The 23,410-nt window shown below is 30.6% G+C and carries 29 protein-coding genes, 1 tRNA gene and 1 pseudogene; 15 read left to right on the forward strand and 16 right to left on the reverse strand.

Annotation, left to right across the window (positions count from 1 at the left end; genetic code table 11):
• Positions 1-126: 126 nt before the first annotated feature.
• Positions 127-609 (reverse strand): CD3072 family TudS-related putative desulfidase, encoded by a 483-nt coding sequence (locus tag BUA82_RS19330; protein ID WP_073012491.1) that lies wholly within the window; start codon positions 607-609, stop codon positions 127-129.
• 355 nt (positions 610-964) lie between these two features.
• Here BUA82_RS19330 and BUA82_RS19335 point away from each other — a divergent pair, with 355 nt between their 5' ends.
• Positions 965-1,525: a CD3073 family putative ECF transporter S component gene (locus BUA82_RS19335; RefSeq protein ID WP_073012493.1), complete on the forward strand. Its 561-nt coding sequence runs from the start codon at positions 965-967 to the stop codon at positions 1,523-1,525.
• Here BUA82_RS19335 and BUA82_RS19340 read toward each other — a convergent pair whose 3' ends face one another.
• The 4 genes from BUA82_RS19340 to BUA82_RS19355 all read right to left on the reverse strand — a co-directional run bounded on the left by BUA82_RS19340 (position 1,526) and on the right by BUA82_RS19355 (position 5,311).
• Positions 1,526-1,963: a nucleoside deaminase gene (locus BUA82_RS19340; RefSeq protein WP_073012497.1), complete on the reverse strand. Its 438-nt coding sequence runs from the start codon at positions 1,961-1,963 to the stop codon at positions 1,526-1,528.
• 49 nt (positions 1,964-2,012) lie between these two features.
• Complete coding sequence (locus BUA82_RS19345) at positions 2,013-3,260, reverse strand: HlyC/CorC family transporter (protein WP_073012499.1); 1,248 nt, start codon at positions 3,258-3,260, stop codon at positions 2,013-2,015.
• A gap of 232 nt (positions 3,261-3,492) precedes the next feature.
• Entirely contained in the window at positions 3,493-4,050 is a 558-nt protein-coding gene (locus BUA82_RS19350; RefSeq protein ID WP_073012501.1) for a helix-turn-helix domain-containing protein, read from the reverse strand.
• Positions 4,051-4,060: 10 nt separating this feature from the next.
• The gene (locus tag BUA82_RS19355) at positions 4,061-5,311 is read right to left on the reverse strand and encodes an MFS transporter (RefSeq protein ID WP_073012504.1); all 1,251 of its coding nucleotides are present in this window, start codon (positions 5,309-5,311) and stop codon (positions 4,061-4,063) included.
• Between the two features lie 492 nt (positions 5,312-5,803).
• Between BUA82_RS19355 and BUA82_RS19360 the strand changes: the two genes are divergently transcribed.
• Positions 5,804-6,064, forward strand: a complete 261-nt coding sequence (locus tag BUA82_RS19360) for a CD3324 family protein (protein WP_073012507.1) — start codon at positions 5,804-5,806, stop codon at positions 6,062-6,064.
• A gap of 51 nt (positions 6,065-6,115) precedes the next feature.
• On the forward strand, positions 6,116-7,078 hold the full coding sequence (locus BUA82_RS19365; RefSeq protein WP_083600041.1) for a GNAT family N-acetyltransferase: 963 nt from the start codon (positions 6,116-6,118) through the stop codon (positions 7,076-7,078).
• Positions 7,079-7,225: 147 nt separating this feature from the next.
• On the opposite strand, the gene BUA82_RS19370 is transcribed toward BUA82_RS19365, so the two are convergent.
• From BUA82_RS19370 to BUA82_RS19390, 6 genes are all read right to left on the reverse strand, one after another.
• Positions 7,226-8,458 carry a hypothetical protein gene (locus tag BUA82_RS19370; protein ID WP_073012513.1) on the reverse strand — a complete coding sequence of 411 codons (1,233 nt, stop codon included), beginning with the start codon at positions 8,456-8,458 and terminating at the stop codon, positions 7,226-7,228.
• Between the two features lie 219 nt (positions 8,459-8,677).
• The gene (locus BUA82_RS19375) at positions 8,678-10,027 is read right to left on the reverse strand and encodes an MATE family efflux transporter (RefSeq protein WP_073012516.1); all 1,350 of its coding nucleotides are present in this window, start codon (positions 10,025-10,027) and stop codon (positions 8,678-8,680) included.
• A gap of 119 nt (positions 10,028-10,146) precedes the next feature.
• Positions 10,147-10,278 (reverse strand): hypothetical protein, encoded by a 132-nt coding sequence (locus tag BUA82_RS21160; RefSeq protein ID WP_278321600.1) that lies wholly within the window; start codon positions 10,276-10,278, stop codon positions 10,147-10,149.
• A gap of 144 nt (positions 10,279-10,422) precedes the next feature.
• Positions 10,423-10,788 (reverse strand): hypothetical protein, encoded by a 366-nt coding sequence (locus BUA82_RS19380; protein ID WP_073012519.1) that lies wholly within the window; start codon positions 10,786-10,788, stop codon positions 10,423-10,425.
• A 292-nt stretch (positions 10,789-11,080) separates the two neighbouring features.
• Complete coding sequence (locus BUA82_RS19385; protein WP_073012530.1) at positions 11,081-11,293, reverse strand: hypothetical protein; 213 nt, start codon at positions 11,291-11,293, stop codon at positions 11,081-11,083.
• 136 nt (positions 11,294-11,429) lie between these two features.
• Entirely contained in the window at positions 11,430-11,627 is a 198-nt protein-coding gene (locus BUA82_RS19390; RefSeq protein ID WP_073012533.1) for a hypothetical protein, read from the reverse strand.
• Positions 11,628-12,087: 460 nt separating this feature from the next.
• Here BUA82_RS19390 and BUA82_RS19395 point away from each other — a divergent pair, with 460 nt between their 5' ends.
• The 8 genes from BUA82_RS19395 (at position 12,088) to BUA82_RS19430 (ending at position 16,438) form a co-directional block, all read left to right on the forward strand.
• Entirely contained in the window at positions 12,088-12,456 is a 369-nt protein-coding gene (locus BUA82_RS19395) for an ArsR/SmtB family transcription factor (RefSeq protein ID WP_073012536.1), read from the forward strand.
• A 33-nt stretch (positions 12,457-12,489) separates the two neighbouring features.
• Entirely contained in the window at positions 12,490-12,900 is a 411-nt protein-coding gene (locus BUA82_RS19400) for an arsenate reductase ArsC (RefSeq protein ID WP_073012539.1), read from the forward strand.
• Positions 12,901-12,911: 11 nt separating this feature from the next.
• Positions 12,912-13,979, forward strand: a complete 1,068-nt coding sequence (arsB, locus tag BUA82_RS19405) for an ACR3 family arsenite efflux transporter (protein WP_073012542.1) — start codon at positions 12,912-12,914, stop codon at positions 13,977-13,979.
• Positions 13,980-14,134: 155 nt separating this feature from the next.
• A complete protein-coding gene (locus tag BUA82_RS19410; RefSeq protein ID WP_073012545.1) occupies positions 14,135-14,482 on the forward strand; it encodes an ArsR/SmtB family transcription factor in 348 nt (115 codons plus the stop codon).
• Between the two features lie 45 nt (positions 14,483-14,527).
• Positions 14,528-15,532 (forward strand): permease, encoded by a 1,005-nt coding sequence (locus BUA82_RS19415; protein WP_073012548.1) that lies wholly within the window; start codon positions 14,528-14,530, stop codon positions 15,530-15,532.
• Positions 15,533-15,553: 21 nt separating this feature from the next.
• Complete coding sequence (locus BUA82_RS19420; RefSeq protein ID WP_073012551.1) at positions 15,554-15,781, forward strand: thioredoxin family protein; 228 nt, start codon at positions 15,554-15,556, stop codon at positions 15,779-15,781.
• Positions 15,782-15,968: 187 nt separating this feature from the next.
• Positions 15,969-16,193: a 4Fe-4S dicluster domain-containing protein gene (locus BUA82_RS19425; protein ID WP_073012555.1), complete on the forward strand. Its 225-nt coding sequence runs from the start codon at positions 15,969-15,971 to the stop codon at positions 16,191-16,193.
• A 44-nt stretch (positions 16,194-16,237) separates the two neighbouring features.
• The gene (locus tag BUA82_RS19430; protein ID WP_073012559.1) at positions 16,238-16,438 is read left to right on the forward strand and encodes a DUF4177 domain-containing protein; all 201 of its coding nucleotides are present in this window, start codon (positions 16,238-16,240) and stop codon (positions 16,436-16,438) included.
• 265 nt (positions 16,439-16,703) lie between these two features.
• Here the strand turns inward: BUA82_RS19430 and arsA are convergent, their stop codons facing one another.
• From arsA to BUA82_RS19450, 4 genes are all read right to left on the reverse strand, one after another.
• Complete coding sequence (gene arsA, locus BUA82_RS19435) at positions 16,704-18,449, reverse strand: arsenical pump-driving ATPase (protein WP_073012562.1); 1,746 nt, start codon at positions 18,447-18,449, stop codon at positions 16,704-16,706.
• A gap of 136 nt (positions 18,450-18,585) precedes the next feature.
• Entirely contained in the window at positions 18,586-18,966 is a 381-nt protein-coding gene (arsD, locus tag BUA82_RS19440) for an arsenite efflux transporter metallochaperone ArsD (RefSeq protein WP_073012565.1), read from the reverse strand.
• Positions 18,967-18,988: 22 nt separating this feature from the next.
• The gene (locus BUA82_RS19445; protein ID WP_073012568.1) at positions 18,989-19,312 is read right to left on the reverse strand and encodes an ArsR/SmtB family transcription factor; all 324 of its coding nucleotides are present in this window, start codon (positions 19,310-19,312) and stop codon (positions 18,989-18,991) included.
• A gap of 227 nt (positions 19,313-19,539) precedes the next feature.
• Positions 19,540-19,614 (reverse strand) — tRNA-Arg (locus BUA82_RS19450).
• Positions 19,615-19,849: 235 nt separating this feature from the next.
• On the opposite strand from BUA82_RS19450, the gene BUA82_RS19455 reads away from it, so the two are divergent.
• Positions 19,850-21,238, forward strand: coding sequence for an oxaloacetate decarboxylase subunit alpha (locus tag BUA82_RS19455; protein ID WP_073012571.1), 1,389 nt, complete (start codon positions 19,850-19,852; stop codon positions 21,236-21,238).
• A gap of 192 nt (positions 21,239-21,430) precedes the next feature.
• Positions 21,431-22,318 (forward strand): phosphatidylserine decarboxylase, encoded by an 888-nt coding sequence (locus BUA82_RS19460; protein ID WP_073012574.1) that lies wholly within the window; start codon positions 21,431-21,433, stop codon positions 22,316-22,318.
• A 38-nt stretch (positions 22,319-22,356) separates the two neighbouring features.
• Here the strand turns inward: BUA82_RS19460 and BUA82_RS19465 are convergent, their stop codons facing one another.
• A complete protein-coding gene (locus BUA82_RS19465; RefSeq protein ID WP_073012577.1) occupies positions 22,357-22,731 on the reverse strand; it encodes a zinc-ribbon domain-containing protein in 375 nt (124 codons plus the stop codon).
• Positions 22,732-23,036: 305 nt separating this feature from the next.
• Here BUA82_RS19465 and BUA82_RS19470 point away from each other — a divergent pair.
• A pseudogene (locus BUA82_RS19470) lies at positions 23,037-23,171 on the forward strand (helix-turn-helix domain-containing protein); the annotation flags it as partial.
• A gap of 99 nt (positions 23,172-23,270) precedes the next feature.
• A partial coding sequence (locus BUA82_RS19475) for a helix-turn-helix domain-containing protein (protein WP_178140787.1) occupies positions 23,271-23,410 on the forward strand: 140 nt, incomplete at its 3' end.

Here is a 23,410-nt window from a genome sequence, read left to right on the forward strand (position 1 = left end):
CTAGTCTATACTAAATTTATTATTACTTATATCAATTTTCCTATGAAATACTATGGTATATTTGCCAAACTGTAAATATAATAAAAAAGTCTGGTAAAATATCTAAATATTTTATCAGACTAGTGGTTATATATTTAGTTTTTTCTTTACATCCTCTATAATTTCTTCCCACTGGTTATCTAATTCTGTGGGAGGAATTTCAAAATAATTTAGCTTTATATCTTCTTCTTTCAAAGCTTTAAATATCTCTTCCATGAATATACCTCTATTTCCTGAAATACTGCAGGTAGGACTTTCCTTTACTCCTATTATTCCTAATATTTCATAACCATTTTTTAAATATTCCCTTAAATCCTCCATAAATGGCTGAAACAGCTTTTTGCATAACTCCCGGTATTCTGGTACATCATATTCTTCTTTACTCATAGGTTTTCTACCTAAGCCTAAATATTTAAATTCAGGGCAAGGCAGCTGAATTATCCCTATTCCTTTTTCTACTAACATATTAACTATATAAAAAGGCCCTTTTGCTCTTGCAAGAGGACTTACTACACTATTTTGGTTAAGTATACAATGGCTGGTTAAAACAAGCCTCTTTCCTCTATTCATATTTCACCTCATTGATTTCTTCCATTATATTTACACTAAAGTTTATTCTTTTTTCATCTATATAAATAATTTCTTAATACTTTTCTCATGTAGCTGATGCTTTATCTTTGTAATTAACCTTCTAAAAGCATGATATCATGGCACCTTTAGCTGTGGATCCGGAACTTTACCTTTGCAATTCATATTAACCTAGTATAAGAACTATTTAACATACATTATATAATAATATTTTTATTTACTTAACATATATAATTATTTCCAATAGAAGAAAGCTTGTCTATCAAATATTTGTATTTAACTTATTATGGCAGTGCATATAAAATTTAAAGTGAATTCATATATTTAGGAGGAAATCATGAGAAACAAAAAGATTTTTATTTTAACCATCTCTGCTTTTGCCATAGCTTTAAACATAGTGTTAGGTACCATAACTTCAAAACTTAACATAACCTTTTTATTTTTAGATACCATAGGAACCATATTAATAGCATCCCTATACGGACCTTGGTATGGAGCAGCCGTAGGATCTTTAAGTAATATATTAAGCCCCATATTATCAGGAAACCCTAAAAACATTCCTTTCTTCCTAGTTAATATGGCGGTAGGAATAATAGTAGGTTATATAGCCAAAAAATATGGTTTCAAATTAAAGACTGCCATAGTTACAGGCTTAATCCTAGCTGTAGTAGCTCCATTAATAGGCTCACCTATAGGTGTTATCCTTTATGGGGGAGTAGTGGGCTCTGGCCAAGACATATTAGTTACTTTCATGAGAAATACAGGAATGAAACTATTTCAAGCGTTTTTTACTACTAGACTTTTAGAAAACTTTATAGACAAGGTAGTAAGTTGCTTATTAGTAGCTATGATAATACCTGCTATACCTAATGAGTACAAAATTTTAAAAAGCAAATAATTATTTTCTTTTCCATTTAAAAAAATCTTTAAGCAGCTGGCTGCATTCTTCATTATATAACCAATGAGTTTTTGTATGAAGGTTAAGATTATCATTTTGGAGTATATTTAATATAGAGCCACAGGCACCTGCAGCAGGGTCTATGGTACCTATATATACTTCAGATATTCTAGCTTGAGCTATGGCTCCAGCACACATTATACAAGGTTCTAAGGTTACATAAAGTTTGCAGCCTGTTAATCTCCAACTATTAAGCTTTTCCGAGGCATCTTTTATAGCTAGAACCTCAGCATGAGCCAAGGGAGAATTAAGGGTTTCCCTTAAATTATGTGCTCTGCTTATTATTTTGTTGTCTTTAACTATTATAGCTCCTACTGGCACTTCATCTAGCATTAAAGCCTTTCTTGCTTCCATTAGCGCTTCTTTCATAAAATCCATATTATCACCTTTATAAAAATAATAAGCTGCATCGCTGCAGCTGAAATTTTTAGGTAAATATTCTTACCTTCTTTATTCTATTTTTATCTATATCCTCTACTATGAATTTAATGTTCTGATATTGGATTTCTTCGGACTTTTCAGGAAATCTTCCAAGCTGTCCAATAACAAACCCTCCTACGGAATCAAATTCTTCGGATTCAATATTTATTCCTATCATATCATTAAGATCCGGTATCCTCGTACTTCCTGATACTATATATTCATCTTCTTTTATCACTTCAATTTCTTTATCTTCTTCATCATCATACTCGTCGTCTATTTCACCAACGATCTCTTCTACTAAATCCTCTATGGTAACTATTCCTACGGTTCCACCATATTCATCTAGTACCACAGATATATGATTTCTGGTTTTTTTCATTTCTGAAAAAAGATCTGTGATTTTTTTAAATTCAAAGGTATAGTAGGGTTCACGCATAATCTTTGTCACATCAAAGTCATCTTCTGGAATACCCATTAAAATTAAATCTTTTACATATAAAATACCTACTATATCATCTATGGTTTCATTATAAATAGGTATTCTAGAGAATTGTTCTGTTTTAATTACATGAAGTATTTCCTCATAAGAGGCTTCTGTGTCCAAGGCTATTACATCTACCCTTTGAACCATTACATCCTTAACCTGCAAATCTCCAAATTCAAATACATTATAAATCATCTGCTTCTCTTCAATCTCAAGAACCCCTTCTTCCTCGCTGACATCTACCATGGTTTTAAGCTCTTCTTGAGTGATGAAAGGCTGTGTAACATTAGGGTTTCCACCAAATAATTTTATAAACATGCCAGAAATATAAGTAAATACTGTCACTAAAGGCTTAAGCAAAAAAACAATAAAGGAAATGGGTCTACTTACCTTTAATGAAATCCTTTCAGAATTCTGAGCTGCTAAAGATTTTGGAGTAATTTCCCCAAATATAAGAACTAATACTGTCATAATACCAGTTGCTATGGCTACCCCTTTGTTTCCAAAGTTCTTGTAGGTTATGGAGGTTGCAAGAGCTGAAGCTCCAATGTTTGCCACGTTATTTCCTACTAAAATGCTTCCTAAAAGCCTATGTGGGTTTTCTACTAATTTTTCTACTAAAGCTGCATTCTTAACATTCTCCTCTACCATATGCCTTATCCTAATCTTGCTAAGTGACATCAAAGCAGTTTCTGACATTGAAAAGAATGCCGAAAATCCAAGTAAAATAATAAGCGCTACGATCTCCCACGTACTACTAGGTTCCAAAAAAACCACACTCCTATAAACTTTATGATTAAATTTTATTTTATCGATATTTTATTATACCATAATTTTTTATTTTTTAATTTATTTTCTATTAATTAATATTGAAAGAAAATCTATATATTTATTTATGCTCAAATTTTCATTTAGTAATCTCATTATTTAATTATTCTATATTATATTGCAAAAGGTTATTTAAAAGAAGCTTAAATTCTCCTTTTAAATAACCTCTTTATTATTCCTTATCCTCATTAAATTGCACTATGGTCAATAGCATATGGGTTCTCTTAGCGCCTTCTCTTTTTTCCTTTTTAGACTTAAGCTTTGAAAATATTTTTTTAAGCTCCTCTACCTCTTCTGGAGTTACATATATCTCATTGGCAGAAGACACCATAGGATCCTCAGCAGCGCTCTTGCCTTCAATAACTTCACTAAGCTTAGAAAGAGATTCATTATAAACGCTTTTAAGCATTTTTTCCGTTTCACTTTTAAAGAAAGGATTAGGGACGTCTTCCTCTTCAGCTTGTATGGTAAAGGACTCCGCTGTAGGCTTATAATACTTGGCAACTATACCATTTATAATTTCAGTATCTACCACGGAAACTATGCCTACCTTCTCCAGTTTTTTAATATGATAATAAACCTTAGAAGGTACTTCTCCCAGCTTTTCAGCAATTTGGGTAGCAGTAGCTCCATCATTGAAATATGCGAAGGTAGTGATGATTTTAAATCTATAAGGATCTGATATTGCTTTTATTTCTTCTGTGGTCTTTAAAACTTTTGTATTTTCCATTTTACCATCCTTAAGCAGTTTTTAAATTGTTGTTAAATAGTAATCCCAAGGAAGTCAAAATAATTATAGCACCCATTATTAGGAATATCAAGGAAGCTGAAAAATACTGGGCTACAGCACCTGTAAGGGCTGCACCTAAAGGAATAATTCCTGTGCTTACTAAGGACATTATACCACTAACTCTTCCTAAAACCTTTTTATCTGTATTAACTAATACATAAGTGCTTATAGGTGCAGTCATAGCTGGAATCATTAACCCCATAAGGCCAAAACCTATGGCAGTAGCTATTAAGGATAGCTCTCTTGAAGCTATGATATTTCCTGGCATGTATAAGAAGGAATAGGATAACCCAAAGATAAAAGCAGCTCCTATCAAAAGCTTGTATCCCTGTATTTTATCTCCTATATGAGCCACCACTAGTCCTCCTAGTATAGTACCTACGGACAAACTAATGCTTATAAGGCTTAACACCTCAGGCCCTCCCTTTAAAATTTTGTTTGAAAATATGGGAAGCAAAACACTAATAGGAGATAAACAAAAGTTTATTATAGCAAATAATATCATAGATATTAATACTATTTTATTAAGCTTTAAATATGAGAAACCTTCTTTAATATCTTCAAAAGTACTTTTCACATTTAACTTTACTTTTTCCAGCTCTTCTGGAGCATATTTTATAAGATAAATTATACCTGCAGCACAGAAAAAAGTACCAGCATCTATTAATAAAGCTCCAGTAATGCCTAACTTAGCTATTATGATACCGGCTATGGCAGTACCTATAAGCTCTGTAAATTTATATATGGATGCTGATAAAGAATTGGCAGAAGTATAACTATCTTTATCTATAAGCTTAGGAAGCATAGAAATCACCGCTGGAGACATTAGTATTTCTAGGGTTGAGTTTACCACAGTTAAGGCAAATATATGCCATAATGCAAGTTTGCCTGTAAAATATAAAAGACCAATTATTGTAACAGCTATTCCTCTTCCTAAAAAACTTAAAATTACAATCTTTTTCTTATCAAACCTATCTGCTAAAACCCCAGTAAAGGCTCCAAACAACAGATTTGGAAGAGCGTTAAGAGCAAAGGTTGCCCCTAGTAAAAGTTCAGAACCAGTGAGGATATATACCATCCAACTAAAAGCAATGGCATCAATGGAATCTCCAAATCTAGAAATAGAGTTAGCAACTAATAACTTTGCATACTCCTTTTGCTTTAAAAGCTTTAAAACAGCTGACTTTTCCATAACCTTCATAAAATTACCCCCCATTAAAATTAATTTAACGTTAAAATATTTTTATCGTTAAATTAATTTTATCGTGGTTGTTTGGAAAAGTCAACCTATTTTCAAGATAAAAGCTATAAAAATTATTATCATCAATCAAGCAGCTATATCCCTAGGGTTTAGAAGTAAATTATAAGCAAAAGGATGTTATTCTATACTATGTAATAATATGGTACAATCGTTATATAAGTATTAACCTTGAAAGTTATAAATAAATGGAAAAAGAAGATTGATTATATATTTTGTAATATCAGACATTAGTCAAGTGTATTTATTACTGTTAACTACTTTAGAGAGTGAAGATTAAATGTTAAGAAGAATTATATTGAGAAACAGCCTTGATCAAGATTTATCCCATGCAGAGTAAAGTATAGTAATACTATTTCTGTATGGGAGTAATAGATTTACTATCTGCTGAACTCTGCACTTTGTTTATAAGCTAATAAACAGGGAGTGGATATTGTGAAATATTTAAATGCAGCAGAAGTGTTACCAGAATATTTGCTAATGGAAATTCAAAAACATATAAGAGGTGAAATTCTATATATACCAAGTGGTGATGAGCATATAAAATGGGGAGAAAAAAATGGCTCTAAAATTTATTTTGAAAATAGAAATAAAGAGATGAAAAGTCACTATAAAAATGGTTATAGTATAGAGCAAATATGTCATGAATACGGATTAGCATATGATACGGTGCGTAAAATTTTATATAAAAAGTGAAAATATTAGGGCTTGAATATTTCAAGGCCCTTTTTTCATTATAGGTATAGAATGATTATATATAAAGTTGGAATATATGCCATATTCATAAAAGTATATACTAGTAGTAAAGGGGGGGTATCTATGCCAATACAGTTTAGAAATTATACAAAACAACCAGGTATTACAGAAGACTATCATAAAGTAAGGGATTTTTTTATTAGATTAGGCTATGCAGAATTTACTTATACAAGATGGGATTGGATGGCAACACATGGATACTTAGATAAGTCTGCTGTTGGCAAAATTGGTATATGGGAAGATGATAAACAAATAGTAGGAGTAGCAACTTATGATTGCCAATTAGGAGATGCATTTTGTTTAACTCTGCCAGAATATAGTTATTTAAAAAAAGACATGTTACTATATGCAAAAGACAATCTTTCTAAGGATGAAAAATTTGGTGTTGTTATTTCAGACACTGATTTGAAATTTCAAGATATTGCAGCTAATCTAGGGTTTATTGCTACTTGCCAGAAGGAAAGCGATGCAATTTTTTATTTGGATAAAACATCTACAGAATACTCTTTACCAGATGGATTTCATATTACTACCATGAAGGAAACTTTTGATCCTTATCAATATTTACGTGTATTATGGAAAGGGTTTAACCACGAATTGGACGGTGAAGGAGATTTCCAATTTTCAAATGAAAAAGAATTAGCATGTAAAGAAGAGATGATTCGTCCAAATGTTGATTTAAATTTAAAGGTTGCTGCAGTTGCTCCAGACGGAAATTTTGCTGCATATTGCGGAATGTGGTATGACCCAGAAGCTGGTTATGCAGTAATAGAACCAGTAGCAACAGATCCTCAATATCGCAAGATGGGATTAGGCAAGGCTGTAGTTTTAGAAGGAATTCGACGTGTTGGAGAACTTGGAGCAAAGACGGCTTTAGTAGGCTCCTCACAGCAGTTCTATTACAGTATTGGATTACGCCCATTTAGTACCTCAACCATATGGAGGGAAAAATAGATATTATTATAACTTGATTAAATGTGTGCACGATAAATTTTATAAGAGTTTTCAACCTTATTTATTAGGTATAAGGGGAGTACCCATAGATTTTGTAAATCAAGTGGATACTCCCTAAATTAATGTTATATATTCACATTCCCTATTTTATCTAAATTCCAATAATTTAATATTAATTTTAGATTTTCCTGGCTTATCAGCTTCATCTTTAATCCACATGATAGATTTACTATCAGAGCATATTATATTAATATCATTAACTTCCAACTTTTCCACGGAGTCAATGATTGAATATGACTTATTGGTAAGATCATAACCTATTATAATTGAAGATATATTTGCTGAAATAAAAACTATGTTATCTGCTACGCTAACTTTTTCCATACAGAAACTTTTTTTCATATCTGTAGGTGCCTGTGCTATTTTATAATTATAAATTTCTGTCCAATACTTAGTTTTCAAATTATATACTGCTACTCTTCCGCCATTAACATCTCCATCATTTCTTTCCTCTGCAATTATAAAATTTGATGATATTTTAGGATTAATATATTGATTTCCTGGTAATTCTGTAATCTTATTATCCACCAAGCTGTATGCATATACCTTACTATCTGTTAATATAGAGTTTCCTCTAAAAATAGAATAGCTATAGACTATTTCATCATCTTGTATGTAGGGTGCACTAAAAAAGCCATCTACTTTTATTCTGCTATCCACTAGCTTTTTTGAATTAGAATATATGTCATAATATTTTACGCCTTGAAATATTTTATTATTATCATTAAGATCAAAATTAGAGTAAACTACCTTGCCATTTGAAACGCTAATATCTGAAGGAAAATAATAATAGGTTTTATAGTATTCTTTTAACTTATTTTCTTCAATATTTTTACTAGCTTCTATTTCCTTTCTATTTTGTGTATTAGTATCTATTATATTCAAACTCCATTTAAAACCAGGTAAGGGATTTTTAAAGTAGTTTTTATCTACCTCTATCCAAATAATAAAATTATCATATAACTTAAAGTTAACAATACCCTTATTAGCATCACTTGGTCTCAAAAGGACCTCCTTATTATCATCCTTATCTATTCTTATTATCTCATTGCCCTCTTCTCCATTTACCCCATAGTAATACCCATTTCTAAAAAAGTAAGGTATAAAATATTTATTACTATCTGCTAATAATAAGTTTGTTATATCGCTAATATGAAACTCTCTATGAAGGTTTTCTATTTCTTGTTTATTTTCTAAGGAGACTTGAACATTCCTAGGTAGGTTTTCTTTAGATTTTGATATTTGATTCCTGTTACAACTAGTTGAGAAAGGTACTATAAATAATAATAGGACTAATAATAACCCTTTTTTAATATACATGCATAGCCTCCTGCCAGCTTATCTAAAACTAGATGTAAATAACACCCTTCTAATTGAATTATTTGGAAAATTATACATGTATTAAGTTCTATATAAATTGCTAAATTCCTTTTTATATTTTTCTTAAAACTAATAAAATAACTTTCATACAAATTTGTATGAAAGCTTTAAAGTAATTTTATATTTTTTATTTTATTATGCTTTAAAATAATACTCCATTTATAAGGATTCTATCTCATTAAACCTTCTTCTAAATAAAATAAATATGATGCTTCCATCAATTATCCATTGAATGGTGGTTATTATCCAAACATAAACTACAGACAATTTTAAAACATAAATAACTATAAACATTAAAGGAAGTCTTACTATCCAGCTGGAAATAACAGAAACCTTAAAAGGTGTTTTAGTATCTCCAGAGCCCTTCAAAACTCCTCCAGCTACCATAGAAATAGCCATAAAAGGCTGTTCAATGGAGGCAACCATAAGACAAAGTACCCCTTCGCTTATAACTTTTTCTTCTCCTGCACCTATATATAAAGAAAATAAAGTTCTAGGTATAGCTAAAAACAGCACTGAACAAATAAGCATAACTAAGGTTGCCAGTAATATAGAACAGTAAGCATATTCCTTGGCTTTTTTATAATTTTTTTCTCCTATTTTATGTCCTACTAAGGTGGTAGCAGCCACCGCAAAGCCCCATCCTGGCATAAAAGATATGGATTCTATGGAAGTGGTTATTTGATTGGCTGCAAAAGCTACACTTCCTAAAGATACTATAAAAAAGTTGCTTAAAAGCCTGCTTATACTGAAAGCTCCCTCTTGAAAGGAAGAAGGAATAGAAAGCTTCATAAGGCTTTTAACCATAGAGTAATCTATATCCTTAATATATTTTAGCTTTACCTTTATTTTAGAGTACTTATACATATAAATAGCTATAAAAATAAATCCTAAGACTTGGGCTATGCTAGTTGCTATAGCTGCTCCTCTAGCCCCTAGAGAAGGCATACCGAACTTTCCAAATATAAGTGAATAATCTAAAAATATATTTACTACATTTATTATCACTGAAGCAATTAATGGGGTTTTAGTGTTTCCATATCCCCTTAAACCTGCATTAAGACTATTCATAAGCATATTAAAAGCAATGCCTATGGAAGCAATTTTCATATATGGAGAAGCTAAGCTTACTATCTTCTCTTCCGCTCCAATGAGTCTAAATATTATAGAAGAGGTGGAAAACAACACTGCCCAAACTATTATGGATATAATAGCCGTAGATAAAAAACCTAAGGTAGCATACTCCTCAGCTAACTCTTTTTTACCTGCCCCAATTTTCCTGGCAACTAAGGAGGCTACTCCTATGGAAATACCATTGGACACCAATATATTAGAGAAAGTATAAATAATTTCACTGCTAAGACCTACGCTGCTTACAGCCAAATTTCCTCCATACTGCCCTACCATCATGGTATCAAATACGCCAATCATCATATATAATATCATCTCACCCACAGCAGGCAAGGCAATCCTTAAAACATCCCAAACGGTACTTTTATGTATCTTCATAGTCATCACCTCTCTAATAAATTCTTGACTATTATATCATATCAAGTAATTCTTAGCTTTAGATGGATTTACCTAAAAAAGACTAGGTATCAGCTAAAAACTGTTGCCTAGTTCTTCATTTATTTTTTCAGTTCTTCAATTTCCTTCTGAAGATTATTAATCTTTTTTTCGAATTTATCATTTATATATATAATAATTGATAATAAACCTAATATTGTTCCCGCAAATGCCATTATATTTGTTTTATCCATAAAACCCATCCCTCCATAACAATTTCTATATTACAATAACATTGTAAAAATTTAGGATTATAGTTTAGGCTTTCTATATATTATATTAGATTGAAAAACTAAGTTATAATAAAATGAATTTTTAAGGTTTTATAATAAAGATAACTACTCATTTATATATACTTTATCATATACTTTATAGTTTAATGTATATAATATTACAACTATCCCAGCTGTAATCAATCTAAATTTAAATGTAGAAGGTTCCAAACTATTATCGTTATTAAAACTTGCTCCAAGTAAAACCATTAGAAATAAATTATTTTCTATAAGAAAGTATGGCATAAATAGTTTTTTTCTATTAACTATAGTTAGGTATGTGGATATTAAGATTGAAACAATGGAAGCAATTATATTTTGAATATTTCCTTTAAAATACACTCTTGTGCTTACAATTAAGGCACTTAAAATAATCAACTCTATAATTATCAAGACAATCTCTAAAGGTGTAATTCTAATTTTCTTTTTCATTCAATCATCCCCCTTAGTTAATATACATAAAGCTCCTTTTACTTATATTGTAACTTAAGGTATAATTTAAATCAAAAGTAATATTTATATAATTTTTTATTCACAATTTTATGAGGGCCTAAATTTTTAAAAAAACTAAAGTCTAAAGAGCTGCCGAAAAAACAATAAATAATCAAATTAATTTGTTATTATAATTTGGCCATAAGTTATTATTGTAAACATACACTTATTTACGCAATAGCAGCCATATGGGTTATGAACTTTCAATAAGTTATAACTCATATGGCTGCCATTATTTAATAAAACTAAATAGAAACATCATCAAAAATATTATAGCTACAGCAAAAGACTTAAAACGATTAAAATCTACTAAACCTTCTTTATAGCTCATATCTTTATCATAAAAGCTTTTTCTATTGTAGAAAGAACTATTTTTATTTATGGCTGTGTAAAGAGAAACAGCAAATCCTAAGAACAGAAAGATTCTAATAATAATCCAATTCATATTAAACCTCCGTTGCTTTTAAATATAAGATACCATAATTGCAAATAAGTACACGCAGTATAAATAGATATAATGCTACTCAAATATATTTATAATTATGGAATTTGGTAAAGTACTCTTTAGCTATACTATTCACTTAATTTGATTTCTTAGTTGTAGTTAAAATGTAGAGAGCATAGATCAATGATATTACATTTAAAGAAATAACTATAGAAAGTAAGGCTATTTCTGCACTTCCATAACTAGGTAATATATGAAAATATATAAACCTTAATAAGTCACCTAGTGGAAAAGAAAAAAAGCTGAGTAAAAGGCTAGGTAACAGTTTTTTCATTGGTAACACCACCTCCATATTATTAATATGTATGCATACAATATTAATTCAATAAAAATTCTATTTTCCCTTCCATTATTTTTAACTATTTCAAATTATTTGTATTCAATGCTATAACAAGACATACTCATGCAACTATATAATTACTTAAAGGTGAAAAAATAAAATTCATATCTGAAAGATTCAGTCATAAATCTATAATGGTTACAATGAACACCTATAATTACATACTTGCATCTATGAAAAAGCAAATTTTAAAGCTATTAAATAACGTATGTAATTATATATAAAATTTTTAATTATTATGAACTAGTTGAAAATAAATTAATATAATGATTAATGAAACATATAAGAATGATTAGAGTCTTAAGAAAAAAAAGAATAAGTTACATTGACAGAGATATTTTTTTTAGATATCATATGATTAAAAGCGAATATATGCATGTGAGGAGGTTTAATGATGAACTTAATGCAAGTTATAAAAGCACTTGGCGATGAAACACGTATGAGAATACTCAATATACTTAAAGATGGGGAATTGTGTGTATGTGAGATAGAAGTAATATTAGGTATCAATCAATCTAATGCATCAAGACACTTAAATAAATTAACAAATGCTAAGATATTAGATTACAGAAAAGTAGCCAAGTATGTTTATTATAAATTAAATGAGGATACTATGAGAGAATATCATTTCATTAAGGAAGTTATTCAAAAGAATACAATGGAGTCAAAGTACTATAAAAAAGATAATGAAAGACTAAAAAGATATAGAGCTAGTGGCTTAACTTGTGACGAATTAAAAGATGGGAAATTATGCTTTAATTAAGTACTTTAAATTAGTAAAAGGGAGCGATTAAGTATGAAACCAAAGGTAGCTTTTATATGTGTTCATAATTCTTGTAGATCACAGATGGCTGAAGCATTAAGTAAACTATTTGCTTCTGAAGTCTTTGAAGCTTATTCTGCTGGAACAGAATTAAGATCACAGATAAACCAGGATGCAGTTAGAGTTATTAAAGAATTCTATAAGGTAGACATGAATGAAACACAGTATTCAAAACTTCTCACAGATATACCTGAAGTTGATATTGTAGTAAAAATGGGCTGTAATGTTGTTTGTCCGTTTTTACCCTCAAAGCACGAAGAAGATTGGGGCTTAGAAGATCCTACTGGAAAAAGTGATGAAGAGTTTATAACAACAGCTAAAATCATTGAAGAAAAGGTTAAGGATTTAGCGGAAAGAATTAAAAATAGCAAAATTATTCTATAGGGGGATTAAAAATGACAGCAGAAAATAGAAAAGAAGGTAAAGGACTTGGTTTCTTTGAAAGATATCTAACTGTATGGGTAGCATTATGTATTATAGTAGGTATTCTTATTGGACAATTTATACCTATAATTCCTGAAACTTTGAATAAGTTTGAATACTATAATGTCTCTATACCTGTAGCGGTTCTAATTTGGCTTATGATATATCCCATGATGCTTAAAATTGACTTTACAAGTATAGTAAGTGCTACTAAAAAACCAAAAGGACTTATAGTTACCTGCGTTACTAATTGGCTTATAAAGCCTTTTACTATGTATTTAATTGCAGCTTTCTTTTTAAAGGTTGTATTCAAAGCCTTTATACCTGAAAATCTTGCTACGGATTATTTAGCAGGAGCAGTTCTTTTAGGAGCAGCACCTTGTACAGCAATGGTGTTTGTTTGGAGCTATTTAACTAAAGGGGATGCTGGGTATACCTTAGTTCAAGTAGCAATTAATGATTTAATTATATTAATCGCATTTACTCCTATTGTAGCCTTTTTATTAGGAGTAAGTGATGTAACAGTACCTTATGGTACACTTATTTTATCAACCATACTTTTTGTTGTAATACCACTTACTGCTGGGTATTTAACAAGAAGGAGCATCATAAAAAATAGAGGTAAAGATTATTTTAACAATGTATTTTTAAAAAAATTTGATAATGTAACTATAATAGGGTTACTTCTTACTTTAGTTATCATTTTCTCCTTCCAAGGTGAAATTATAATCAATAACCCTGTACACATATTATTAATAGCAATTCCATTAACTATACAGACCTTCTTAATATTTGCCATTGCTTATGGATGGTCAAAAGCTTGGAAGCTACCGCATAGTGTTGCAGCTCCTGCAGGTATGATTGGAGCAAGTAATTTCTTTGAACTTTCTGTAGCTGTAGCAATTTCATTATTTGGATTGAAATCAGGTGCAGCTTTAGCAACGGTAGTAGGCGTGTTAACAGAAGTTCCTATAATGCTAACCCTTGTTAAAATAGCAAATAGGACAAGACAATGGTTTCCTAGTGAAGAAAATAAATAATATGCGAAGAAAAAGTCAGTTTATGCTGACTTTTTTCTTTTAATAAATACTAATAAATAATTGACAAATATAAATTTCAAGCATATTATGAATATATACCCATATGAGTATATAGGAATATATGAAGTATAATAGGAGAAAGGAAGTATTAAACAATGAATAACTTAACTAATTTCTTTAAGCTACTCTCTGATGAAACACGGCTAAGAATTTTAATACTGCTCTATCATAAAAAGTTATGTGTTTGTGAAATGTGCGGTATAATGAACGAGTCTCAACCAAAGGTTTCGAAGCATCTTGGAAAGCTTAGAGATATGGGCTTTGTAAAAGATGAAAGGCAAGAACAGTTTATATACTATTATTTAACTATTGAAAATGAGCTATTTAAAGACATATTACAAGGAATCGCTGAGAATGTAGAAGATTATCCAGTTATTAAAAATGATATTAAAAATATAAATAGCACAGAGAAATACTTAGAAGCATGTAAAAGAAGATTATAGAAATACGTATATATTCTACATAGATAATAGGATGGGGTGTTTTAAATGAATATATTTACTTGGCTTAATGATCAAATATTGAAAATGTCTTGGCTTTCAGAACTTGTACGATTGCTAGTAGAGAAAGTATTTAGACTTCCTATTAATGAAAAGCTAGGAGGTAGTATACATTTCTTTATGTATGATACAATAAAGATTTTTATATTGTTATCAGTGCTAATTTTTATTATATCTTATATACAAAGTTACTTTCCTCCAGAAAGAACTAAAAAAATACTAGGAGGAATAAAAGGTATAAAAGGAAATATACTTGGTGCATTGCTTGGAACAATTACACCCTTTTGCAGCTGCTCTAGTATACCTATATTTATAGGATTTACATCTGCTGGATTGCCCTTAGGAATTACTTTTTCTTTTTTAATATCTTCACCACTGGTGGATATAGGCTCTCTATTAATATTAATGTCTTTCTTTGGAGCTAAAATTGCTATAGCCTATGTAGTAGTAGGTATAATTTTAGCTGTTGTAGGAGGAACAATAATTGATAAACTAAAAATGGAAAAATATATTGAAGGCTATGTGCTAGAAATGCAGAGCCCTGACGTTGACTTTATTGAAATGACAAGAGAAGAAAGAATATCTTACTCAAAAAGCCAAGTTAGAGATATTGTAAATAAGGTATGGATATATGTATTGATTGGAGTTGGAATCGGAGCTGCAATTCACAATTGGATTCCTCAATCTATTATAGAAAAGATTATAGGTGATAATAATCCATTTGCTGTATTATTAGCTACCGCAGTAGGCATACCAATGTATGCAGATATATTTGGGACAATACCAATAGCAGAAGCTTTGTTTGGAAAAGGTGTAGGAATTGGAACAGTATTGTCTTTTATGATGGCTGTGACAGCCTTATCCCTTCCATCTATAATTATGCTAAGTAAAGTTGTAAAGCCTAAATTACTTACAATATTTGTAGCTATAGTGTCAATAGGTATAGTTATAATCGGTTATCTATTTAATGTATTTTCATATATTTTTATATAATTATTAAGGGAGGAATAGATTATGTTAATTAAAGTTTTAGGTTCAGGCTGTACAAACTGTAAAAAGCTAGAGGAAAACACAAGAAAAGCAGTAGAAGCATTAGGGCTCGATGCTACTATTGAGAAAGTAACAGACTTTAAAGATATAATGTCCTATGGAGTAATGAAAACACCTGCACTTGTAGTTGATGAAAAAGTAAAAATAATGGGGAGAGTTCCAACTGCAGAAGAAATAAAAAAATATTTATAAAAATATTATGCTTACTATATATCAATAAATATATAGTAAGCATAATATAGTAAATATATTCTGATAAGAATATTTCTTATTTTAATTTATTGACAAGTATTTTTTTAAGCCATCATATGATTAAAATCGAATATATTCATATAAGGATATATAATTTATGAAGTATAGTAATTGAAAGGAGGTCTAGATGTCAACAAATTGGTATCCAGAAATTGATATAGAACAGTGTAATAATTGTAAAATATGTATTGATGTTTGTGCTGAAAATGTTTTTGATACATCTATAGGAAAAACAATAGTGTCATATTCAGAAGAATGTATCTGGCAATGTACAAAGTGTCAAAGTCAGTGTCCACAGAATGCTATATATTATGTGCTAGATTTAGATAGTAAGCCTAATAGCTTGGAATAAGATTAAATTGCTTTAAAAATGAAAATTATAAGGAGGATACTTATATGAAATGGGAATATAAAGTCATAGAAATTGAAAAATTCAAAAGTTTAAAAGATCCTATGGAATTACAAAAAGAGCTTAATAATTATGGAACAGAAGGTTGGGAACTTGTAGGTATCTTACAACCACCTCATAATGGAAAAGGATGGATGCCTAATATATATACTAATGTAGTAACCTTTAAAAGAAAAATAGAAAACTAATAAAAATTATTTAATATATTTTGGAACTTAAAAAATGTCTACCTGAGTTCTGCAAAATAAGATCTAAAGGTAACGTTAGCCCGCAATAAGCGGGCTTTGTTTTTTCAATACGTTATTTCTTATATCGCTTACCATTAAATATTAATAATCCATAAAATGGCTTAGAGTAGTTTTATCTAAAATGCTGGCGGCGCCCTAACCTATACACAAAAAAATAGTAAAGGGAATCAGAAATGTTTCCATATTGTTATTAGAGAAGTTGCTTTTATTTTATTAAATCGTTAAGTTTCTCTTCCTTAACCTCTTCAGGTATCCACTCAATAAGTGCAAAATTACCTTTAGATATTTCATTTACTTTATTAATCCACTGAATCTCGTTGCTTGCTTTTACTTTTAAAATCTCATTAGCTGTATCTACTGCATAAAAGCTTGAATTAATAACCCACCACTTACTATGAATTCCAGCTCTATTTAAGTCACTTTGTAGTCTCATGGCCTCATATACCGGAGTAGTTTCTGCAAGGGTTACAATGATAACTTCTGTTTCATCTTCATCTCTAAGCTTGGGTAAAAGATTCCTAACTGATTCTGGAATATCACCTTGTGAACGCTGAATTTCTCTATTATAACTTTGAGTGGAATCTAAAAGAAGTAAAGTATGTCCTGTTGGTGCTGTATCAATAACTACAACCTCATTTTCTGATCTTTCTACTATATCTGCAAAGGCTCTAAATACAGCAATTTCTTGAGTACAAGGTGATCTTAAATCTTCCTCAACATAAGAAATATCATCTTCACTCATAGTTTCTCTTGCTTTGCTTAATACTTCTTCCTTATACTTTTCAAGTTCTTCTTTTTCATCTATATGACTTAATGTAATCCCATGTCCTTCGTCTAATACAAACTTTAAATGAGCCGCTGGATCTGTCGTTGTCAAATGTACCTTTTTTCCCTTTTTAGCTAACCCCACTGCTATTGCGGCTGCTACTGTAGTTTTACCTACTCCACCTTTACCCATTGTAAATATTACTTTCTTATGTGTATTATATAAATTTTCTATTATATCATTTAGTTTAGACATATTATTAACACTTAGTTTTTCATTATTATATTTAATATTGCTATCTTTTAAAAATGCCCTAACATTTTCTAATCCTGTAACGTTATAAGGTCTTAGTGGAATTTTAAAGGTTTCAATAGTTTTAAGTGCTTCTGGAATATCCATTAACGCCTTTTGTTGCTTCTTATATATAGAATCAGAAAGATAATCTTCATGTTCTTCAAGTACACCATTGATAACTAAAATTTGATTATTTACGCCTATATCTTGAAGTTCTTTAGAAGCTCTTTCAGCTTCTTTTAAAGGGGATATTTCAGGACGAGATACAAGTATAAGTGTAGTTTTTTCTTTATCAGCTAAAGTACTTACTGCATTCTTATAAACCTCTTTTTTACTTTCAAGTCCTGAAAGTTGACCTAAACATGATGCCCCATGTGTACTTTCGCTAATAAAATTGCTCCATGCTGAGGGTAGCTGCAACATTCTTAGCGTGTGACCTGTTGGCGCTGTATCGAAGATTATATGATCATATTCTTGTGAGGTTTTTTCATCTGTTATGAAAATTGAAAATTCATTAAATGCAGCAATCTCAACTGTACATGAGCCTGAAAGCTGCTCCTCCATATTTTTTAAAACTACTTCTGGAAGCTTTCCTCTATAAGGAGCTAATACAGTTTCTCTATATTCACCAGCAGCCTTTTCTGGTTCAAAGTTTGCTACCACTAAATTAGGAACTCCTTTTATAGGTACTCCCTTGTTATTTAGTTCTGTATTAAACACATCCTGAAGGTTTGATGCTGGATCAGTACTAACAAGCATAATTTTTTTACCCTTATCCGCTAAAGAGATTGCTGTAGCACAAGCTGTTGAAGTCTTTCCTACTCCACCCTTTCCAGTAAAAAATAAATACTTAGTTAAATTCAATTCTTCTGGATTAAATAATCTATCCATATTGTATCCCTTCTTTCTCAAAGTTTCCCATATTATAGATGCTTAACTCCTAATACAAACCAGTTATTTTTTGAAATATGCACTGCATTCTGTATTTAAGATATATAAAAAGGGCATAGCTTATGCCCTTAAAATATTAACAACATCCACCCTTACAGCAACAATTACCTTCTTTTTTATCTTTATTTAAAGCTATTTCAGCTATAGTTTCTTTTGAAAGTCCTGAATACTTTGCAAACTCAGCATTAGTTAAATGAGATTTAGTTTTAACAAGTTCTCCATCAACGAAAGTTATAGGAAGTACATCTACTCCTTCTGAATTTAAAAGTTCATTTACCTTTTTATTATCTACAAAAGCCTGAGGTTCTGAAGTTAAATTATGTCTAACTATTTCTACTCCCTTTTTAGTAAAGTTGTTTATAGTAATAGAAACTCTTAAAAGCTCCTTATCTATTGATGGTCCACAAACACCTGTGGAACAGCACATTGCTGGATCGAAAATTTCAATTTTACTCATATTCATTCACTCCTAATCTTATTTATTTACATTCACATTTAGATTTATCTTTACAAATACAATCATCTGTATCTGTTATAAGATTCATAAGAAATAAAATAAGTTTATTACAATTGGAATTATTAAGTGAATAATAATTCCATAAACCTTCTTTTCTAGCTTCTACAAGACCACACTCTATTAATACCTTCATATGATGTGATAGTGTTGGCTGTGTAAATTCAAAGTGATTAAGTATCTCACAAGCACACCTTTCACCACAAGATAATATATCAATTATCTTTAATCTGCTTGCATCGGATAATGCTTTAATAATTTTTGCATTGTCACCATAGTCCAAATTCATTTAATCGTCTCCTTACATAGATAATCATCTATATGCTCAATATAGATGATTATCTATGTATTGTCAACAATAATATTCATTTTAATCAAACCTATAATTTATACATATATAGTCATATATATTTAATTATATTATGAAGATTAATTTAAGTTTGTGAATAAATAAAAAATATATTTCAAGTATAAAAAAGCCACAACCGCATTATATGAACGATTGTAGCTTTTGCATGGTATCCCCAGTAGGAATCGAACCTACATTTATCCCTTAGGAGGGGATTGTTCTATCCATTGAACTATGGAGACATATATTAAATTGCAATATTAATTTTATAGCAAAGTGTATTTATTGTCAACATGTAATGGAAGCCATATGGTTATGAATTATTGATTATATGTTATTTTAAGTGTAAAGAATTTTGAAGATAGTAATTTTCTAAAAATTGCATACTAAATTGCAAATAGTGTGAATATTGCTTCATTGTGTGTTAGAATAATGTATATAGTCATTATGATTACATCGTTCAGAGAGGTGAATTAAATGAATAAAATTAACATAACTGAAACCGTTTTAAGAGATGCTAATCAGTCTTTGATTGCAACAAGGATGTCCTTTGATCAATTTGCAGAGGTTTTAGATGAGATGGATAAAGCAGGTTATTATTCACTGGAGTGCTGGGGTGGAGCTACTTTTGACTCTTGTTTAAGATATCTAAATGAAGATCCTTGGGATAGACTAAAAAAAATTAAGACAGTGGTTAAAAATACAAAGCTTCAAATGCTTTTAAGAGGACAAAATATTTTAGGTTATAAACACTATCCTGATGACGTGGTTAGAAATTTTATTAAGATGACAGTTAATTATGGTATGGATATTATAAGGATTTTTGATGCTTTAAATGACTATAGAAACATTGAAGTGGCTATGGATGAAACTAAGAAGCAAGGGGCTCATGCTCAGGGCACTATAGTTTATACCGTAAGCCCTATACATGATATAGGTAATTATACAAAGCTTGCAAAGCAGCTAGAAAGCCTGGGAGCCGATTCTATATGCATTAAAGATATGGCTGGTCTTATAATGCCCCAAACTGCTTATGATATAGTTAAGAGCATAAAAGAAGAAGTTAAGCTTCCTGTTTACCTTCATTCTCATTGCACTAATGGATTAGCAGAGATGGCTTATTTAAAGGCAGCAGAGGCAGGAGTAGATGGCATAGATTGTGCGATTTCTTCCTTCTCCAGTGGTACCTCTCAGCCACCTACTGAAAGTATGCACCACGCTTTAAGGGCAGCGGGTTTTGAAACTAACTTAAACTCCGCAAAACTTAAGGAAATAAATGACTTCTTCAAACCTGTAAGGGATGAGTTTACTAAGTCAGGTCAGTTAGATCCTAAGGTGTTAACTCCTCAGCCTGAAGCGCTAACCTATCAGATCCCTGGAGGAATGCTTTCTAATATGATATCTCAATTAAAAGCTCAGAACTCATTAGACAAGCTAGATGAGGTGCTTAATGAGGTTCCAAAGGTAAGAGAAGATTTAGGATACCCTCCACTAGTTACTCCTATGAGCCAAATGGTAGGAACCCAGGCTACAGTAAATGTGCTTACTGGGGAAAGATATAAGATGATTCTTAAAGAAGTTAAAGCTTATTGCCGTGGTGAGTATGGAAAAGCTCCCGGTGAGATAAATCCAGAGGTTATGAAGAAAGCCTTAGGCAATGAAATTCCTATTACCACAAGATTTGCAGACACCTTAGAACCACAGTTTGAAAAGACAAAAGAGGAATTAAAGGATATAACCACTAGGGATGAGGATGTACTATCCTATATCTCCTTCCCTCAAATAGCGGAAGATTTCTTTAAAAAGAGAAAGTGTGCTCCTAAGACAGAAGATCTACGCAGGGAAGTAAAAGCAGAAGTTATCTAAAAATGAATAAGTCCCTTGTCAGATGCCAGGCACATGACAAGGGACTTATTTTTCTTAATATAATATTTTCCTTTAAGTTGCAGAAAATATTTTTTACAATTATAATGTAAAAACAGAATAATTTAACTTGATGAAGGTTTTAATATAATCAGTACATAAGTTTATTAAAAATACATTGCATGGAGAGATGATATGATTAAATTTTATAACAGAAAGACCAAGGAATATGAAATCGAAAAGGTAGCTGGAGATAAGTATCTAAAATGGGTATATACTTCTCCTGTAGGAAAGTCCCTTACAGAGCTTTTTATAAAAAAGAAGCTATTTTCAAATCTTTATGGCAGGTATTGTGACTCGAAGTATAGCGCTAAAAAAATTGATGCCTTTATAAAAGATTTTGATATAGATATGTCTCTCTGTGAAGATCCTTCTGTTAAATTTTCTAACTTTAATGAATTTTTTATAAGAAAACTATCTAAGGAAAGCAGACCTGTTTCCACAGATAAAAATATATTAGTATCCCCTGGAGACGGAAGGCTTTCAGCTTATGAGAATATAGATTTAGATAATATAGTTCAGGTAAAGGGCTTTACCTATTCTTTAAGAGAACTTCTAAAGGATGATAAAGTTGCCAAAGAATATGAAGGGGGTACCTGCTTGATATTAAGGCTTTGCCCTACGGATTATCATAGGTTCCACTTCGTAGATGATGGAATATGCGGAGAAACTAAGAAAATTTCAGGAAGATATTACTCCGTAAACCCTATAGCCTTAGAAAGAATCCCTAAGCTATTTTGTGAAAATAAGCGTGAATGGAGCATATTCAAATCAGAAAACTTTGGAGAGATTATACATGTAGAAGTAGGTGCCACCTGCGTAGGCACCATAATTCAAACTTACACCCCTGGGCAAAAGATAAAAAAAGGGGATGAAAAAGGATATTTTAAATTTGGAGGTTCTACCACCATACTATTCTTGAAAAAGGATAAAGTAAAAATAGATAAGGATATAGTCTATCAAACTTCTTTAGGCATTGAAACCAAAGTTATAATGGGGGAAAACATAGGAAGGATACTATAAGCATCATCAAAATAGCATACCCAAAGGAGTATGCTATTTTATTTCAATTTTTCCCCACAATAAGGGCAGTATTGATAGTTTGGTTCTACAGTTCTGCCGCAACTTCCGCATCTTTGTGGAAAGCTTTCACTTTTTTCAGATTGCTTCAAGTCCCAATAGCTAAGTACATCCTTATAGCCTTTTTCTACTCCCTCCCCCTTTTCTCTTGGAATTTCATATACTGCTCCGCAATTTTTACAAATAGCATAATATGCTATGTTCCATTTAAATAGGGGTATGAAGAAAAAATGAAAAAAATCATAAGTCTTATAAATTTTTAGTTCTTTAGAAGGGCAGTTTTTACAGCCTATTTCTTGTACATAAGCCACTTCTTTTTGTTTGCTTTCTATGCCGAATATTCCTATAAAGAACATGTTTATTCCACCTTACAGTAAAGTTTCATAGAACATTATAACATTGGGAACAATAAATTTCTAATGGTTTATTAACTTATTATAAACTTATATTTTTTGATTTTTCAAAATATTAATTTAATGTTAATTGAAGTAAAGGTAATTTTTACTTATAATTTAAATAAGTGCATTTAAGTTTGTCACTTGTCACGTGACTGGCACCATTGAAAAGGGGGGATGTACAGTTAAGCGAAATCTGTAAAAATCTATAAAAATATATTGAATAACATCATATTATTGTTTCAATTATATTGAGGTTATAAATAATGAAATATTATTCAATAGGTGAATTTTCAGATTTAATAGGTAAAACTCCGCAAACATTAAGAGATTGGCATAAGAAAGGCTCATTTACTCCACACCACATAACAGAAGGTGGTACAAGATATTATTCACAAGAGTAGCTTAATCATTTTTTAGGAATTAAAGGTATTGAAACTAAAACTAAAAAAGTAAGAGATCCAATATAGCTAAAAAAATGATTAAGGAGTTGTTAGAAAGTGATATTGGGGAAGAAAGTTAGATTATATCCAACTAAAGAGCATGAACAAAAACTATGGCAATCAGTAGGTACTGCAAGATTTATATATAATTGGACTTTAGCAAGACAAGAAGAAAACTATAAAAATGGTGGTAAATT

It is taken from the genome of Clostridium amylolyticum (assembly GCF_900142075.1).
In the GTDB taxonomy this organism is placed as follows: Bacteria; Bacillota; Clostridia; order Clostridiales; family Clostridiaceae; genus Clostridium_AA; species Clostridium_AA amylolyticum.

Excerpts from the sequence above, each read along its gene's own strand:
- BUA82_RS19420 (WP_073012551.1), top strand. The coding sequence starts at position 15,554 with ATGTTAATTAAAGTTTTAGGTTCAGGCTGTACAAACTGTAAAAAGCTA.
- BUA82_RS19415 (WP_073012548.1), top strand. The coding sequence starts at position 14,528 with ATGAATATATTTACTTGGCTTAATGATCAAATATTGAAAATGTCTTGG.
- BUA82_RS19410 (WP_073012545.1), top strand. The coding sequence starts at position 14,135 with ATGAATAACTTAACTAATTTCTTTAAGCTACTCTCTGATGAAACACGG.
- arsB (WP_073012542.1), top strand. The coding sequence starts at position 12,912 with ATGACAGCAGAAAATAGAAAAGAAGGTAAAGGACTTGGTTTCTTTGAA.
- BUA82_RS19385 (WP_073012530.1), bottom strand. The coding sequence starts at position 11,293 with ATGAATTGGATTATTATTAGAATCTTTCTGTTCTTAGGATTTGCTGTT.
- BUA82_RS19430 (WP_073012559.1), top strand. The coding sequence starts at position 16,238 with ATGAAATGGGAATATAAAGTCATAGAAATTGAAAAATTCAAAAGTTTA.
- BUA82_RS19330 (WP_073012491.1), bottom strand. The coding sequence starts at position 609 with ATGAATAGAGGAAAGAGGCTTGTTTTAACCAGCCATTGTATACTTAAC.
- BUA82_RS19355 (WP_073012504.1), bottom strand. The coding sequence starts at position 5,311 with ATGAAGGTTATGGAAAAGTCAGCTGTTTTAAAGCTTTTAAAGCAAAAG.
- BUA82_RS19425 (WP_073012555.1), top strand. The coding sequence starts at position 15,969 with ATGTCAACAAATTGGTATCCAGAAATTGATATAGAACAGTGTAATAAT.
- BUA82_RS19335 (WP_073012493.1), top strand. The coding sequence starts at position 965 with ATGAGAAACAAAAAGATTTTTATTTTAACCATCTCTGCTTTTGCCATA.
- BUA82_RS19395 (WP_073012536.1), top strand. The coding sequence starts at position 12,088 with ATGAACTTAATGCAAGTTATAAAAGCACTTGGCGATGAAACACGTATG.
- BUA82_RS21160 (WP_278321600.1), bottom strand. The coding sequence starts at position 10,278 with ATGGATAAAACAAATATAATGGCATTTGCGGGAACAATATTAGGTTTA.
- BUA82_RS19445 (WP_073012568.1), bottom strand. The coding sequence starts at position 19,312 with ATGAATTTGGACTATGGTGACAATGCAAAAATTATTAAAGCATTATCC.
- BUA82_RS19350 (WP_073012501.1), bottom strand. The coding sequence starts at position 4,050 with ATGGAAAATACAAAAGTTTTAAAGACCACAGAAGAAATAAAAGCAATA.
- BUA82_RS19380 (WP_073012519.1), bottom strand. The coding sequence starts at position 10,788 with ATGAAAAAGAAAATTAGAATTACACCTTTAGAGATTGTCTTGATAATT.
- BUA82_RS19365 (WP_083600041.1), top strand. The coding sequence starts at position 6,116 with ATGATTATATATAAAGTTGGAATATATGCCATATTCATAAAAGTATAT.
- BUA82_RS19400 (WP_073012539.1), top strand. The coding sequence starts at position 12,490 with ATGAAACCAAAGGTAGCTTTTATATGTGTTCATAATTCTTGTAGATCA.
- BUA82_RS19370 (WP_073012513.1), bottom strand. The coding sequence starts at position 8,458 with ATGTATATTAAAAAAGGGTTATTATTAGTCCTATTATTATTTATAGTA.
- BUA82_RS19460 (WP_073012574.1), top strand. The coding sequence starts at position 21,431 with ATGATTAAATTTTATAACAGAAAGACCAAGGAATATGAAATCGAAAAG.
- arsA (WP_073012562.1), bottom strand. The coding sequence starts at position 18,449 with ATGGATAGATTATTTAATCCAGAAGAATTGAATTTAACTAAGTATTTA.
- BUA82_RS19340 (WP_073012497.1), bottom strand. The coding sequence starts at position 1,963 with ATGGATTTTATGAAAGAAGCGCTAATGGAAGCAAGAAAGGCTTTAATG.
- arsD (WP_073012565.1), bottom strand. The coding sequence starts at position 18,966 with ATGAGTAAAATTGAAATTTTCGATCCAGCAATGTGCTGTTCCACAGGT.
- BUA82_RS19465 (WP_073012577.1), bottom strand. The coding sequence starts at position 22,731 with ATGTTCTTTATAGGAATATTCGGCATAGAAAGCAAACAAAAAGAAGTG.
- BUA82_RS19455 (WP_073012571.1), top strand. The coding sequence starts at position 19,850 with ATGAATAAAATTAACATAACTGAAACCGTTTTAAGAGATGCTAATCAG.
- BUA82_RS19390 (WP_073012533.1), bottom strand. The coding sequence starts at position 11,627 with ATGAAAAAACTGTTACCTAGCCTTTTACTCAGCTTTTTTTCTTTTCCA.
- BUA82_RS19375 (WP_073012516.1), bottom strand. The coding sequence starts at position 10,027 with ATGAAGATACATAAAAGTACCGTTTGGGATGTTTTAAGGATTGCCTTG.